15 protein-coding genes are annotated in these 14,546 nt (G+C 50.7%); 11 read left to right on the forward strand and 4 right to left on the reverse strand.

What is annotated here, in order from left to right; genetic code table 11:
* Positions 1-1,203, forward strand: a complete 1,203-nt coding sequence (gene ubiI, locus K0335_RS16875; protein WP_104920293.1) for an FAD-dependent 2-octaprenylphenol hydroxylase — start codon at positions 1-3, stop codon at positions 1,201-1,203.
* 73 nt (positions 1,204-1,276) lie between these two features.
* Here ubiI and K0335_RS16880 read toward each other — a convergent pair whose 3' ends face one another.
* Complete coding sequence (locus K0335_RS16880) at positions 1,277-1,360, reverse strand: hypothetical protein (RefSeq protein WP_122633141.1); 84 nt, start codon at positions 1,358-1,360, stop codon at positions 1,277-1,279.
* 290 nt (positions 1,361-1,650) lie between these two features.
* On the opposite strand from K0335_RS16880, the gene gcvT reads away from it, so the two are divergent.
* From gcvT to K0335_RS16900, 4 genes are all read left to right on the forward strand, one after another.
* Complete coding sequence (gcvT, locus tag K0335_RS16885; RefSeq protein ID WP_000068716.1) at positions 1,651-2,745, forward strand: glycine cleavage system aminomethyltransferase GcvT; 1,095 nt, start codon at positions 1,651-1,653, stop codon at positions 2,743-2,745.
* Positions 2,746-2,768: 23 nt separating this feature from the next.
* Positions 2,769-3,158, forward strand: coding sequence for a glycine cleavage system protein GcvH (gene gcvH, locus K0335_RS16890; RefSeq protein ID WP_000073211.1), 390 nt, complete (start codon positions 2,769-2,771; stop codon positions 3,156-3,158).
* Positions 3,159-3,276: 118 nt separating this feature from the next.
* Positions 3,277-6,150 (forward strand): aminomethyl-transferring glycine dehydrogenase, encoded by a 2,874-nt coding sequence (gene gcvP / locus K0335_RS16895; protein WP_000195040.1) that lies wholly within the window; start codon positions 3,277-3,279, stop codon positions 6,148-6,150.
* 454 nt (positions 6,151-6,604) lie between these two features.
* Complete coding sequence (locus K0335_RS16900; RefSeq protein ID WP_000819362.1) at positions 6,605-7,498, forward strand: transporter; 894 nt, start codon at positions 6,605-6,607, stop codon at positions 7,496-7,498.
* A gap of 47 nt (positions 7,499-7,545) precedes the next feature.
* Here the strand turns inward: K0335_RS16900 and bglA are convergent, their stop codons facing one another.
* Entirely contained in the window at positions 7,546-8,979 is a 1,434-nt protein-coding gene (gene bglA, locus K0335_RS16905; RefSeq protein ID WP_046083325.1) for a 6-phospho-beta-glucosidase BglA, read from the reverse strand.
* A 44-nt stretch (positions 8,980-9,023) separates the two neighbouring features.
* Here bglA and yqfB point away from each other — a divergent pair, with 44 nt between their 5' ends.
* A complete protein-coding gene (gene yqfB / locus K0335_RS16910; RefSeq protein ID WP_001182961.1) occupies positions 9,024-9,335 on the forward strand; it encodes a N(4)-acetylcytidine aminohydrolase in 312 nt (103 codons plus the stop codon).
* Between the two features lie 163 nt (positions 9,336-9,498).
* Complete coding sequence (locus tag K0335_RS16915; protein WP_000250283.1) at positions 9,499-10,158, forward strand: hemolysin III family protein; 660 nt, start codon at positions 9,499-9,501, stop codon at positions 10,156-10,158.
* Positions 10,159-10,353: 195 nt separating this feature from the next.
* Here K0335_RS16915 and ygfZ read toward each other — a convergent pair whose 3' ends face one another.
* On the reverse strand, positions 10,354-11,334 hold the full coding sequence (ygfZ, locus tag K0335_RS16920; protein ID WP_000886103.1) for a tRNA-modifying protein YgfZ: 981 nt from the start codon (positions 11,332-11,334) through the stop codon (positions 10,354-10,356).
* A 251-nt stretch (positions 11,335-11,585) separates the two neighbouring features.
* On the opposite strand from ygfZ, the gene sdhE reads away from it, so the two are divergent.
* Positions 11,586-11,852 (forward strand): FAD assembly factor SdhE, encoded by a 267-nt coding sequence (sdhE, locus tag K0335_RS16925; protein ID WP_000354046.1) that lies wholly within the window; start codon positions 11,586-11,588, stop codon positions 11,850-11,852.
* Positions 11,833-12,240 carry a protein YgfX gene (locus tag K0335_RS16930; protein ID WP_000244781.1) on the forward strand — a complete coding sequence of 136 codons (408 nt, stop codon included), beginning with the start codon at positions 11,833-11,835 and terminating at the stop codon, positions 12,238-12,240. Before sdhE ends, K0335_RS16930 begins: the two co-directional genes overlap by 20 nt.
* A 39-nt stretch (positions 12,241-12,279) precedes the next feature.
* On the opposite strand, the gene fldB is transcribed toward K0335_RS16930, so the two are convergent.
* The gene (gene fldB, locus K0335_RS16935; protein ID WP_001055874.1) at positions 12,280-12,801 is read right to left on the reverse strand and encodes a flavodoxin FldB; all 522 of its coding nucleotides are present in this window, start codon (positions 12,799-12,801) and stop codon (positions 12,280-12,282) included.
* Positions 12,802-12,912: 111 nt separating this feature from the next.
* Here fldB and xerD point away from each other — a divergent pair, with 111 nt between their 5' ends.
* Positions 12,913-13,809 (forward strand): site-specific tyrosine recombinase XerD, encoded by an 897-nt coding sequence (xerD, locus tag K0335_RS16940; protein WP_000806645.1) that lies wholly within the window; start codon positions 12,913-12,915, stop codon positions 13,807-13,809.
* A 24-nt stretch (positions 13,810-13,833) separates the two neighbouring features.
* On the forward strand, positions 13,834-14,544 hold the full coding sequence (gene dsbC / locus K0335_RS16945; RefSeq protein WP_000715223.1) for a bifunctional protein-disulfide isomerase/oxidoreductase DsbC: 711 nt from the start codon (positions 13,834-13,836) through the stop codon (positions 14,542-14,544).
* Positions 14,545-14,546: the final 2 nt, after the last annotated feature.

The following is a 14,546-nucleotide window of genomic DNA, read 5'->3' on the forward strand; positions in this document are numbered from 1 at the left end:
ATGCAAAGTGTTGATGTAGCCATTGTTGGCGGCGGCATGGTGGGGCTGGCGGTTGCCTGCAGCTTACAGGGGAGCGGCTTACGCGTTGCCGTACTGGAGCAGCGCGTACCGGAACCCCTGGCGGCGGATGCACCACCACAACTGCGCGTTTCGGCTATCAATGCCGCCAGCGAAAAATTACTCACCCGTCTTGGCGTCTGGCAGGAGATCCTCTCCCGCAGGGCCAGTTGCTATCACGGCATGGAAGTGTGGGACAAAGACAGTTTTGGTCACATTTCGTTTGACGATCAAAGCATGGGCTATAGCCATCTTGGGCATATCGTTGAAAATTCAGTCATTCACTACGCGCTGTGGAACAAAGCACAGCAGTCGTCAGATATCAGCCTGTTAGCCCCTGCAGAATTACAGCAGGTCGCCTGGGGAGAGAACGAAACCTTCCTGACGCTGAAAGACGGCAGTATGTTAACGGCGCGTCTGGTAATTGGCGCAGACGGCGCTAATTCCTGGTTGCGCAACAAAGCCGATATTCCGCTGACTTTCTGGGATTATCAGCATCACGCGCTGGTGGCGACCATTCGCACGGAAGAACCGCATGATGCGGTGGCGCGACAGGTTTTCCATGGCGAAGGCATTCTGGCCTTTTTGCCGCTTAGCGATCCGCATCTTTGCTCAATTGTCTGGTCACTGTCGCCAGAGGAAGCACAGCGGATGCAGCAGGCAGGCGAAGACGAATTTAACCGCGAGTTAAATATCGCTTTTGATAATCGCCTGGGCTTATGCAAGGTTGAGAGTGAACGTCTGGTGTTCCCGCTGACTGGGCGTTATGCGCGCCAGTTTGCCGCGCACCGTCTGGCGCTGGTGGGCGACGCCGCGCATACCATTCACCCGTTGGCGGGGCAGGGGGTGAATCTCGGCTTTATGGATGCTGCAGAGCTGATTGCTGAACTGAAACGGTTGCATCGTCAGGGTAAAGACATCGGGCAGTACATTTACCTGCGTCGCTATGAGCGTAGCCGCAAGCACAGTGCGGCGCTGATGCTGGCAGGTATGCAGGGATTCCGCGATCTGTTTTCCGGGGCTAATCCGGCGAAAAAACTGCTGCGTGATATTGGCCTGAAACTGGCCGACACGCTTCCTGGCGTTAAACCACAACTTATCCGTCAGGCAATGGGATTAAACGATTTGCCTGAATGGCTGCGCTAAAAATTTCTCTTCTTCTGTTTATTTGATACCCATCACACTTTCATCTCCCGGTTTTTTCGCCGGGAGATTTTCCTCATTTGAAATAAACTAATTTCACCTCCGTTTTCGCATTATATTTTCTAATGTCACGAATTTTTGATTTAGTGTTTTTTGACATTTTTTCAGTTCTTAATGTTGTCTTATTCAAATTAACTTTCTAATCTAATTATCTTTGTATAGAGAATGGTTCATTTTTTGGTTTTTTATTCTGTTGTGATTTTGGCGTTTTTTAACCATAAGCTAATGTGATGTTCAATTTTACCTTATGGTTAACAGTCTGTTTCGGTGGTAAGTTCAGGGAAAAGAGAACGATTGCGTTGGAGACCGGGAGTGGCTCCGATGCTGGGTTTCGTGGTGATAATTTCACCATGAAAAAGTTGTCAGCCCCGCTTATTCAATGAGGACAAGATGGCACAACAGACTCCTTTGTACGAACAACACACGCTTTGCGGCGCTCGCATGGTGGATTTCCACGGCTGGATGATGCCGCTGCATTACGGTTCGCAAATCGACGAACATCATGCGGTACGTACCGATGCCGGAATGTTTGATGTGTCACATATGACCATCGTCGATCTTCGTGGCAGTCGCACCCGGGAGTTTCTGCGTTATCTGCTGGCGAACGATGTGGCGAAGCTCACCAAAAGCGGCAAAGCCCTCTACTCGGGGATGTTGAATGCCTCTGGCGGTGTGATAGATGACCTCATCGTCTACTACTTTACTGAAGATTTCTTCCGCCTCGTTGTTAACTCCGCCACCCGCGAAAAAGACCTCTCCTGGATTACCCAACACGCTGAACCTTTCGGCATCGAAATTACCGTTCGTGATGACCTCTCCATGATTGCCGTACAAGGGCCGAATGCGCAGGCAAAAGCTGCCACACTGTTTAATGATGCTCAGCGTCAGGCGGTGGAAGGGATGAAACCCTTCTTTGGCGTGCAGGCGGGCGATCTGTTTATTGCCACCACCGGTTATACCGGTGAAGTGGGCTACGAAATTGCGCTGCCCAATGAAAAAGCGGCGGATTTCTGGCGTGCGCTGGTGGAAGCGGGCGTTAAGCCCTGCGGTCTGGGCGCTCGTGACACACTGCGTCTGGAAGCGGGTATGAATCTGTATAGCCAGGAGATGGACGAAACTATTTCTCCTTTAGCCGCCAACATGGGCTGGACCATCGCCTGGGAACCGGCTGATCGTGACTTTATCGGTCGTGAAGCTCTGGAAGCGCAGCGTGAACATGGTACAGAAAAACTGGTTGGTCTGGTGATGACCGAAAAAGGCGTGCTGCGTAATGAACTGCCGGTACGTTTTACCGATGCGCAGGGCAATCAGCATGAAGGCATTATCACCAGCGGTACTTTCTCCCCGACGTTGGGTTACAGCATTGCGCTGGCACGCGTGCCGGAAGGTATTGGCGAAACGGCGATTGTGCAAATTCGCAACCGTGAAATGCCAGTAAAAGTGACGAAACCTGTTTTTGTGCGTAACGGCAAAGCCGTCGCGTGATTTACTTTTTTGGAGATTAATTGATGAGCAACGTACCAGCAGAACTGAAATACAGCAAAGAACACGAATGGCTGCGTAAAGAAGCCGACGGCACTTACACTGTTGGCATCACTGAGCACGCTCAGGAGCTGTTAGGCGATATGGTGTTTGTTGACCTGCCGGAAGTGGGCGCAACGGTAAGCGCGGGCGATGACTGCGCGGTTGCCGAATCGGTAAAAGCGGCGTCAGACATTTATGCGCCAGTAAGCGGTGAAATCGTGGCGGTAAACGACGCTCTGAGCGATTCTCCGGAACTGGTGAACAGCGAACCGTATACAGGCGGCTGGATCTTCAAAATCAAAGCCAGCGATGAAAGCGAACTGGAATCACTGCTGGATGCGACCGCATACGAAGCATTGTTAGAAGACGAGTAACGGCTTTATTCCTCTTCTGCGGAAGAGGATTAGGGTGAGGAACATTTACGCCTCACCCTCACTCTCTTCGCAAGGAGAGAGGTTCACAATTCACTGCACGTTTCAGGAACCATCGCTCATGACACAGACGTTAAGCCAGCTTGAAAACAGCGGCGCTTTTATTGAACGCCATATCGGACCGGACGCCGCGCAACAGCAAGAAATGCTGAATGCCGTTGGCGCACAATCGTTAAACGCGCTGACCGGCCAGATTGTGCCGAAAGATATTCAGCTTGCGACACCACCGCAGGTTGGCGCACCGGCGACCGAATACGCCGCGCTGGCGGAACTCAAAGCTATAGCCAGTCGCAATAAACGCTTCACGTCTTACATCGGCATGGGTTACACCGCCGTGCAGCTACCGCCGGTTATCCTGCGTAACATGCTGGAAAATCCGGGCTGGTATACCGCGTATACTCCGTATCAACCTGAAGTCTCCCAGGGCCGGCTTGAAGCACTGCTTAACTTCCAGCAGGTAACGCTGGATTTGACCGGGCTGGATATGGCCTCTGCTTCTTTGTTGGATGAAGCCACCGCTGCCGCCGAAGCAATGGCGATGGCAAAACGCGTCAGTAAACTGAAAAATGCCAACCGCTTCTTCGTTGCTTCTGACGTGCATCCGCAAACTTTAGATGTAGTACGTACACGCGCAGAAACCTTTGGTTTTGAAGTGATTGTCGATGATGCACAAAAAGTGCTCGATCACCAGGACGTCTTCGGCGTGCTGTTACAGCAGGTTGGCACTACCGGTGAAATTCACGACTACACTGCACTTATCAGCGAACTGAAATCACGCAAAATTGTGGTCAGCGTCGCCGCCGATATTATGGCGCTGGTGCTGTTAACCGCGCCGGGCAAACAGGGCGCGGATATTGTTTTTGGTTCGGCGCAACGCTTTGGCGTACCGATGGGCTACGGTGGCCCACATGCGGCATTCTTTGCGGCGAAAGATGAATACAAACGCTCAATGCCGGGCCGTATTATCGGTGTATCGAAAGATGCTGCGGGCAATACCGCGCTGCGCATGGCGATGCAGACTCGCGAGCAACATATTCGCCGTGAGAAAGCGAACTCCAACATTTGTACTTCCCAGGTACTGCTGGCAAACATCGCCAGCCTGTATGCCGTTTATCACGGCCCGGTTGGCCTGAAACGTATCGCTAACCGCATCCACCGTCTGACCGATATCCTGGCGGCGGGCTTGCAACAAAAAGGTCTGAAGCTGCGTCATGCGCACTATTTCGATACTTTGTGTGTGGAAGTGGCCGACAAAGCGGGCGTGCTGGCGCGTGCCGAAGCGGCTGAAATCAACCTACGTAGCGATATTCTGAATGCGGTGGGGATCACCCTTGATGAAACCACCACGCGCGAAAACGTGATGCAGCTTTTCAGCGTACTGCTGGGCGATAATCACGGACTGGACATCGACACGCTGGACAAAGACGTGGCTCACGACAGCCGTTCTATTCAGCCTGCAATGCTGCGCGATGACGAAATTCTCACCCATCCGGTGTTTAATCGCTACCACAGCGAAACCGAAATGATGCGCTATATGCACTCGCTGGAGCGTAAAGATCTGGCGCTGAATCAGGCGATGATCCCGCTGGGTTCCTGCACCATGAAACTGAACGCCGCTGCCGAGATGATCCCAATCACCTGGCCGGAATTTGCCGAACTGCACCCGTTCTGCCCGCCGGAACAGGCCGAAGGTTATCAGCAGATGATCGCCCAACTGGCTGACTGGCTGGTGAAACTGACCGGTTACGACGCCGTCTGTATGCAGCCGAACTCTGGCGCTCAGGGCGAATACGCGGGGCTGCTGGCGATTCGTCATTATCATGAAAGCCGCAACGAAGGGCATCGCGATATCTGCCTGATCCCGGCTTCTGCGCACGGCACTAACCCGGCTTCCGCGCATATGGCAGGAATGCAGGTGGTGGTTGTGGCGTGTGATAAAAACGGCAACATCGATCTGACTGACCTGCGCGCGAAAGCGGAGCAGGCGGGCGATAATCTCTCCTGCATTATGGTGACCTATCCTTCCACCCACGGCGTGTACGAAGAAACGATCCGTGAAGTGTGTGAAATCGTGCATCAGTTCGGCGGTCAGGTTTACCTTGATGGCGCGAACATGAACGCCCAGGTTGGCATCACTTCGCCGGGCTTTATTGGCGCGGACGTTTCGCACCTTAACCTGCATAAAACTTTCTGCATTCCGCACGGCGGTGGTGGTCCGGGTATGGGACCGATCGGCGTGAAAGCGCATTTGGCACCGTTTGTTCCGGGTCATAGTGTGGTGCAAATCGAAGGCATGTTAACCCGTCAGGGCGCGGTTTCTGCGGCACCGTTCGGTAGCGCTTCTATTCTGCCAATTAGCTGGATGTACATCCGCATGATGGGCGCAGAAGGGCTGAAAAAAGCAAGCCAGGTGGCAATCCTCAACGCCAACTATATTGCCAGCCGCCTGCAGGATGCCTTCCCGGTGCTGTATACCGGCCGCGACGGCCGCGTGGCGCACGAATGTATTCTCGATATTCGCCCGCTGAAAGAAGAAACCGGCATCAGCGAGCTGGATATTGCCAAGCGCCTGATCGACTATGGTTTCCACGCGCCGACTATGTCGTTCCCGGTGGCGGGGACGCTGATGGTTGAACCGACTGAATCTGAAAGCAAAGTGGAACTGGATCGCTTTATCGATGCGATGCTGTCTATCCGCGCAGAAATTGACCAGGTGAAAGCCGGTGTCTGGCCGCTGGAAGATAACCCGCTGGTGAACGCGCCGCACATTCAGAGCGAACTGGTCGCCGAGTGGGCGCATCCGTACAGCCGTGAAGTTGCAGTATTCCCGGCAGGCGTGGCAGACAAATACTGGCCAACAGTGAAACGTCTGGATGATGTTTACGGCGACCGTAACCTGTTCTGCTCCTGCGTACCGATTAGCGAATACCAGTAATTTACTGATTCGACTATCTTCTAAAGGCGCTTCGGCGCCTTTTCAGCTTGTTAATAAAGAGTGCTTTGTTTATGTCGGATGCCGCGTGAGTGCTTTTTCAAGAAGCGAAGTCTTACTAATTCAATATATTGCAGTAAATTGTTGGCTCCTCTCAGGCAACCAGGTGTTTGTATCAGTGTATTAGCCAGAATTAAATCACCCGTTTTTTAGGGTCTAATGATTCATTGTGCATGACTTTTACTTTGCTGTTATTTAATAAAAATAACACAGCATATTTACATGTAATTACAAATAGTTTCTCTCCGGAATCGTTATTTACCTCTCAATATAATTACAAAACTTTCCGTATATTAAATCCATTAAGTTATTTATTTAAATTATAAATTAAAAATAAATATAAATAACGCAAATGTTTCTTAACTTAGCGCTTTGTTTTTCATACCTGGAGGGAATGATGAAACGATTTATATTTCTGCCATTAATAACATGCTTTCTATCAATGAATGCAATGGCAGCTGACGGAGAAAATAAGCCCAGTAATCTATTAGGTGCACCAGTTAATACCGCTATTTCTGGTGGTTCAGTATTGCCGGAAGGAATGTTATTAACCGCCGTGAATAGCTCATTTCGCGATAAAGATCATCAAATCGAGGGGCACGGAAGTTCGGATGTTTACTCCCAGATATGGTTATTGAAGATTCGTTACGGTTTGACCGACAGACTGGAATTATCAACTGTGGGTTCTTATATCAATAACAAACGAGACAATCTGTCTCCTGAGCATATAGAGGGAATGGGCGATCAATCGGTGGGGGCCACTTATGCTTTAATGAGCCAGCGAAGAGGTGATCCGTTTTGGGTTACGGTAGGTGGGGCATTATTACTACCCACCGGGCAAGGTGGAGATAATCATTTGCCTGGGAACAGCGCCTGGGGAGGAAGAGTATCACTCTCTTTAACAAAATCATTCACTCCTAACTTTAAAGGGGATATGGATTTTGTCTATCAGGGACCATTTGAGCGCGGTAACCAGGATGTGAAACGAGGTAACGAATTCCAGTGGAATACCCAGGTGCGGTATATGTTTAGCGATTTACCGCTGGATATTGGTCTGGAAAGTGCCTACAGCAATAATGCCTCTGGAACGAAAAAACTGCCTAATGGCAGCGTAATTAATACCCATTCTGGAACTACCGAATGGGTTGTTGGTCCGTCATTTAATATTGCCGTCGATTCACTGAAATTATGGTTTGGTGCCGGAGCCTTCTTCCCGGTAATGCAGGAAGCGAAGTCGCCAACCAAAATGGAAGATGTACGCTGGGAATTTAAAATAGGTAAGACCTGGTAAGACTCGTTCAAAATGTTACCCGCCGACTGGCGGGTAACATGCAGTAGTTAAAGCTTCTCGCCGTTGCTGGCAATCACCTCTTTGTACCAGTCAAAGCTCTTCTTACGTGAACGCGACATATCGCCAGTACCGTCGTCATGTTTATTCACATAGATAAAGCCGTAGCGTTTGCTGTACTGCCCGGTAGTGAACGACACGCAGTCGATGCAGCCCCACGGTGTGTAGCCCATCAGATCCACGCCATCGTAAGTCACCGCTTTTTTCATTTCTTCGATATGGGCGCGCAGGTAATCAATGCGGTAGTCGTCGTTGATGCTGCCGTCTTCTTCCACTTTGTCATAAGCGCCAAAACCGTTTTCGACAATAAACAGCGGCTTCTGATAACGCTCATACAGTTCGCATAGTGCATAGCGCAGACCCACCGGATCAATCTGCCATCCCCAGTCCGACGCTTTAACAAATGGGTTCGGTACACTGCCTTCAAAACCAGAGATCGCATCGCCGGTGCCGCCTTCGGCCTTCACTGCGTTGGTCATGTAATAGCTGAAACCAAGATAATCGCAGGTGCCTTCACGCAGTACATCGAGATCGCCGTCTTCCATTTTGATGTTAAATCCGCGACGCTCCCACTCGTTCAACACATAGGAAGGGTAATAGCCACGCAACTGCACATCGGTAAAGACGTAGCGTTCGCGCATCGACTCCTGAGCGAACATCACATCGTCCGGGTTACAGGAGTATGGATAGAGCGGCACCATCGCCAGCATACAGCCGACTTTCATCTCCGGGTTAATGCGACGCGCGGCTTTCACTGCCAGGGCGCTGGCGACAAACTGGTGATGCAGCACCTGATACATCGTCTCTTCCGGGTTTTCATGTTCGGTATACACCACGCCAGAGCAGCAGTAACCGAACAGAGGTGCACGCCAGTTACGCTGGTTGTTAATTTCGTTGAAGGTCATCCAATATTTGACTTTATGCTTATAGCGTTCAAATACCACTTCCGCGAAACGTACAAAGAAATCAACCACTTTACGGTTAGTCCAGCTACCGTATTGCTGCACCAGATGCAGCGGCATTTCAAAGTGGGAGAGGGTGATCACCGGTTCGATGTTGTATTTCAGCAGTTCATCGAACATATCATCGTAGAACTTCAGCCCTTCTTCGTTTGGCTGAGTTTCATCACCTTTTGGGAAAATGCGCGTCCAGGCGATGGAAGTGCGAAAACATTTGAAGCCCATTTCGGCAAATAGCTTGATGTCTTCTTTGTAGTGACCATAAAAATCAACGGCTTCATGGTTTGGATAGTATTTTCCTGGCAAGACTTCTTTGGTGATTTCGCGCGGCACGCCGTGTGCGCCACCGGTCAGAACGTCACAAATGCTCGGCCCTTTGCCGCCTTTGTTCCAGCCGCCTTCGACCTGATGAGCGGCAACTGCGCCGCCCCATAAGAAATCTTTCGGTAAGGTGAGTTTTTTCACTATCATAGGCTCCAGATGAGTCAATTCTTACAGGAAATAGTACCATGCAGCCAAACGACATCACTTTTTTTCAACGTTTCCAGGATGACATTCTGGCTGGGCGTAAAACCATCACCATCCGCGACGAGTCTGAATCGCACTTCAAAACGGGTGATGTGCTTCGTGTCGGGCGTTTTGAAGATGACGGTTATTTTTGCACGATTGAAGTCACTGCAACATCAACCGTAACGCTGGATACGTTGACGGAAAAACATGCACAACAGGAAAATATGACCCTGCCTGAACTGAAAAAGGTCATTGCCGACATCTATCCTGGGCAGACACAGTTTTATGTAATTGAATTTAAATGCCTTTAAATTGAACTCACGCCTGTTAGTTGAAATTTCGCATTTAATTTCATGATTTTTCGGAGATTAGTCTCAAATCAGAATTTATTTTAGCTAACAGGTGTTCACTGGAACTATTCTCAGTTACGCTGGAGAAGTGTTCACGTGCGTGTACGTTTCTCCGGAGTAAGTTATGGTTCAGAAGCCCCTCATTAAGCAGGGATATTCGCTGGCAGAGGAAATTGCCAACAGCGTCAGTCACGGCATTGGGCTGGTGTTTGGTATCGTTGGGCTGGTGTTGTTACTGGTTCAGGCGGTGGATCTCAATGCCAGCGCCACAGCGATAACCAGTTACAGTCTCTATGGCGGCAGTATGATCCTGCTGTTTCTTGCTTCGACGCTTTATCACGCCGTTCCCCATCAACGGGCAAAAATGTGGCTGAAGAAATTTGACCACTGTGCCATTTATCTATTGATTGCCGGAACCTACACGCCGTTTTTGCTGGTGGGGCTGGATTCTCCGTTAGCGCGCGGGTTGATGATTGTTATCTGGAGCCTGGCGCTGTTGGGGATTCTGTTCAAGCTGACCATCGCGCACCGATTCAAAATTTTATCTCTGGTGACTTATCTGGCGATGGGCTGGCTGTCGCTGGTGGTGATTTATGAAATGGCCGTTAAGCTCGCGGCGGGCAGCGTTACCTTACTGGCGGTAGGCGGAGTGGTTTATTCGCTCGGGGTGATTTTCTATGTCTGCAAACGCATTCCGTACAATCATGCCATCTGGCACGGCTTTGTGCTCGGCGGCAGCGTGTGCCACTTTCTGGCGATCTATTTGTATATTGGGCAGGCGTAATTGGTGCGCCGTTGTAGGCATGATAAGACGCGTCAGCGTCGCATCAGGCATCGGAGCGCAACCGCCGGATGCGGCGTGAACGCCTTATCCGACCTACGGGCCGCGTCCTTGTTGTGATAAAGGCATCAAATCCCAGGCATGATAAGACGCGTCAGCGTCGCATCAGGCGATAAATGCCTGATGCGATACAGAGATTTACTCTTCCAGCGAATACGGCAGCGGCTCGATATGCAATGTATTCGCATCGTCGCGTACGCGGAAGATGCTGTCCGGTTCCATATCGTTATTCATGACGACCTGTACCACGACCTGACCATCTTCCAGTTTTACCGCAGCCAGCACCGTACCGGTACGACGCCAGTTCTCGCCCATTTTCAGCTCTAAATCTTCACCCGCTTCCGGCAGTCGGCTGGCGCTACCTGCCAGCAGCCAGAGGGCGCGTTTGTTGGCACCGCGGAATTTAGCTCGTGCCACCATCTCTTGTCCGGTATAGCAGCCTTTTTTAAAGCTGATGCCGCCCAACGCCTGGAGGTTGGTCGCCTGTGGGATAAACTGCCCGCTGTTGGCGGCATCAATCACCGGAAAACCCGCTTCAATGTTTAATGCCAGCCACTGTTGGCTATTGTTCAGTTCCGCTTCACCGCGCAGTTTATCGGTCAGCATATTGGCAGTAGCTTCATCGGTTACAATCAGGAAACGTTCTGCTGGGTGTTCAAACCATAGCAGGGTAGTCGCACCTTCTCTGATAACCTGCTTTTCCTTCGAAGGTAATTCACTAAAGAGGTTTGCCAGCGCAGCGCGTGCCTGAAAACCGGCAACACCAAGCAGCACACGTTCATCGTCTGGCGCGATGGTCACTTTAGAGAACACCGCATATTTTTTCAGTTCAGTCAGTTGCGACTCGCGCACGCTGCGCCGTTCAATCCACGCAAAGCCATCGCCGTCACGGAACAGACGTAAATTGCTCCACATTTTACCTTTGGCATCGCAATGGGCGGCGAGCAGGTGCTGATCTTCTGTCATCTGGCTGACATCTGCTGTCACCTGACCCTGCATATATTTTTCGCTGTCCGTGCCAGTAATGGTGGCAAGCGCCCAGTCATCAAGCGTCATCAGCGTCAGCGGTAAACGTGCAGAAGCCGTAGGCTGACGGGGAGGAAAAGGTGTAAAAGCCATAATGGAGTCCTGTTTTACAAACGGCGTATTTATGACTAATGGTAAAAGAGCTATGAGGCAATGCAAGTGCTTTCACTACGCGATCTGTGCCTTCTGATATGCTTTGCGAGGCGACTTCCAAAAAAATGAATCCCTTGAAATATTGTGGGTTAATTTCGCGATCGCGATTGTGTTTACTGATATTCCCGCAAAAGAAGTCGAAAAACACGTTACAATAGCCTGGTACTGGATTTTCGTGAGACAGGAAGAAGATGGACATTAATAACAAAGCCCGCATTCACTGGGCATGCCGCCGTGGTATGCGCGAACTCGATATTTCAATCATGCCGTTTTTCGAACATGAGTACGACAGCTTAAGTGATGACGAAAAACGCATCTTTATTCGTCTGCTGGAATGTGACGATCCCGATCTGTTCAACTGGCTGATGAATCATGGTAAACCGGCCGATGCAGAACTGGAAATGATGGTCCGACTCATCCAGACACGGAATCGGGAACGTGGTCCTGTGGCAATCTGATTTACGCGTCTCCTGGCGCGCGCAGTGGCTTTCCTTGCTGATTCATGGGCTGGTTGCCGCTGTTATTTTACTCATGCCCTGGCCGTTAAGTTACACTCCGTTATGGATGGTGTTACTTTCGCTGGTGGTGTTTGATTGCGTTCGCAGCCAGCGACGCATTAATGCTCGCCAGGGGGAAATTCGCCTGTTGATGGACGGGCGTTTGCGTTGGCAAGGGCAGGAGTGGAGCATCGTCAAAGCGCCGTGGATGATTAAAAGCGGCATGATGTTGCGTTTACGTTCTGATAGCGGTAAACGTCAGCACTTGTGGCTGGCAGCCGACAGCATGGACGAAGCCGAATGGCGGGATTTACGGCGGATTTTGTTGCAACAAGAGACGCAAAGATAAAGATGACGGCAAAGGCTGTGTGCTAAGCCGTCAGTGACATCAGGCGTAATGCTCTGCCATTTCGTTGAGGATTTGCTCGCACCAGCTCTGAATACGCTCGTCGCTAAGGTCATACTGGTTAGTTTCGTCCAGTGCCAGACCCACGAACAGTTGCCCGTCAGCAATCACCGGTTTCGGGCTGGTAAACTCATATCCTTCCGTTGGCCAGTAGCCGACGAACTTCACGCCTTTGGTCGAGAGTTTGTCATGCAGCATGCCGAGCGCATCGAGGAACCACTCGCCGTACCCCAGTTGATCGCCAAGCCCATACAGCGCAACAATTTTACCTTCGAGATTCAGGTCGTCGAGCTGATCCCAGACGGCTTCCCAGTCTTCCTGGATTTCGCCAAAATCCCAGGTCGGGATACCCAGAATGAGCACATCGTACTGCTCCATTAATTTCGGGGAGTCGTCCTTGAGGTTATGTAAGGTCACCAGTTCTGGGCCGATAATATCGCGGATTTTTTCTGCCGCCATTTCGGTATAACAGGTGCTGGAACCATAAAAAAGACCCATATTCATAACGTAAGCTTCTCGATTCTGCTGTGGCTTTTGCGGCTAGTGTATCAGAATCGCTTTAGTCACGGCACAATAAGGCATAATGGATCAAATGAGTGACCATAAGGGGCGCAAGTGAAACAGGATCTGGCACGCATCGAGCAGTTTCTTGATGCTCTGTGGCTGGAAAAAAATCTGGCTGAAAATACGTTGAACGCATACCGTCGCGATCTGTCAATGATGGTGGAGTGGTTGCATCACCGCGGGTTGACGCTGGCGACGGCGCAAAGTGACGATTTGCAGGCATTACTGGCAGAACGGCTGGAGGGCGGGTATAAAGCCACCAGCTCAGCGCGTTTGCTGAGTGCAGTGCGCCGATTGTTCCAGTATCTTTATCGCGAAAACTTTCGTGAAGACGATCCCAGCGCGCATCTGGCTTCGCCGAAATTGCCCCAGCGTTTGCCAAAAGATTTAAGCGAAGCGCAGGTCGAACGATTATTACAGGCACCATTAATTGATCAGCCACTGGAGCTGCGCGATAAAGCCATGCTTGAAGTGTTGTATGCTACCGGGCTGCGTGTCTCTGAATTGGTCGGGCTGACAATGAGTGATATCAGCCTGCGTCAGGGCGTAGTGCGGGTCATTGGTAAAGGCAACAAAGAACGCCTTGTGCCGTTAGGTGAAGAGGCGGTTTACTGGCTGGAAACCTATCTGGAACACGGGCGACCGTGGTTGCTAAATGGTGTGTCAATTGATGTGTTGTTTCCCAGCCAGCGTGCGCAGCAGATGACGCGACAGACCTTCTGGCACCGCATTAAACATTATGCTGTGCTGGCGGGGATCGACAGCGAAAAGTTGTCACCGCATGTGTTGCGTCACGCCTTTGCCACTCATTTATTAAATCATGGTGCGGATTTACGCGTGGTTCAGATGCTACTGGGCCACAGCGATCTCTCCACCACGCAAATTTATACGCATGTCGCTACCGAGCGTCTGCGGCAACTTCATCAACAGCATCACCCGCGGGCGTGATGTCTGAAAAGAACGGGAAGATTTATGAAGAAAGGTTTTATGTTATTTACGTTGTTGGCGGCGTTTTCTGGTTTTGCTCAGGCTGATGACGCGGCAATTCAACAAACGTTAGCCAAAATGGGCATCAAAAGCAGTGATATTCAGCCTGCGCCCGTGGCTGGTATGAAGACAGTTCTGACTAACAGCGGTGTGTTGTACATCACCGATGACGGTAAACATATCATTCAGGGACCAATGTATGACGTTAGCGGAACGACTCCGGTCAATGTCACTAATAAGATGTTGTTAAAGCAGCTGAACGCGCTTGAAAACGAGATGATCGTTTATAAAGCGCCGCAGGAAAAACACGTCATTACCGTGTTTACTGATATTACCTGTGGTTACTGCCACAAACTGCATGAGCAAATGGCAGACTACAACGCGCTGGGGATCACCGTGCGTTATCTTGCTTTCCCTCGCCAGGGGCTGGAGAGCCAGGCTGAGCAACAAATGAAAGCCATCTGGTGTGCGAAAGATAAAAAGAAAGCGTTTGATGATGTGATGGCGGGTAAAGCTGCCACTCCGGCAAGTTGCGATATCGATATTGCCGATCATTACGCACTTGGCGTCCAGCTTGGCGTTAGTGGCACTCCGGCAATTGTGCTGAGCAATGGCACACTTGTTCCGGGTTACCAGCCGCCGAAAGAGATGAAAGAATTCCTCGACGAACACCAAAAAATGACCAGCGGTAAATAATT

The organism is Escherichia sp. GZ89, from assembly GCF_019366485.1.
Taxonomy (GTDB): Bacteria; Pseudomonadota; Gammaproteobacteria; order Enterobacterales; family Enterobacteriaceae; genus Escherichia; species Escherichia fergusonii.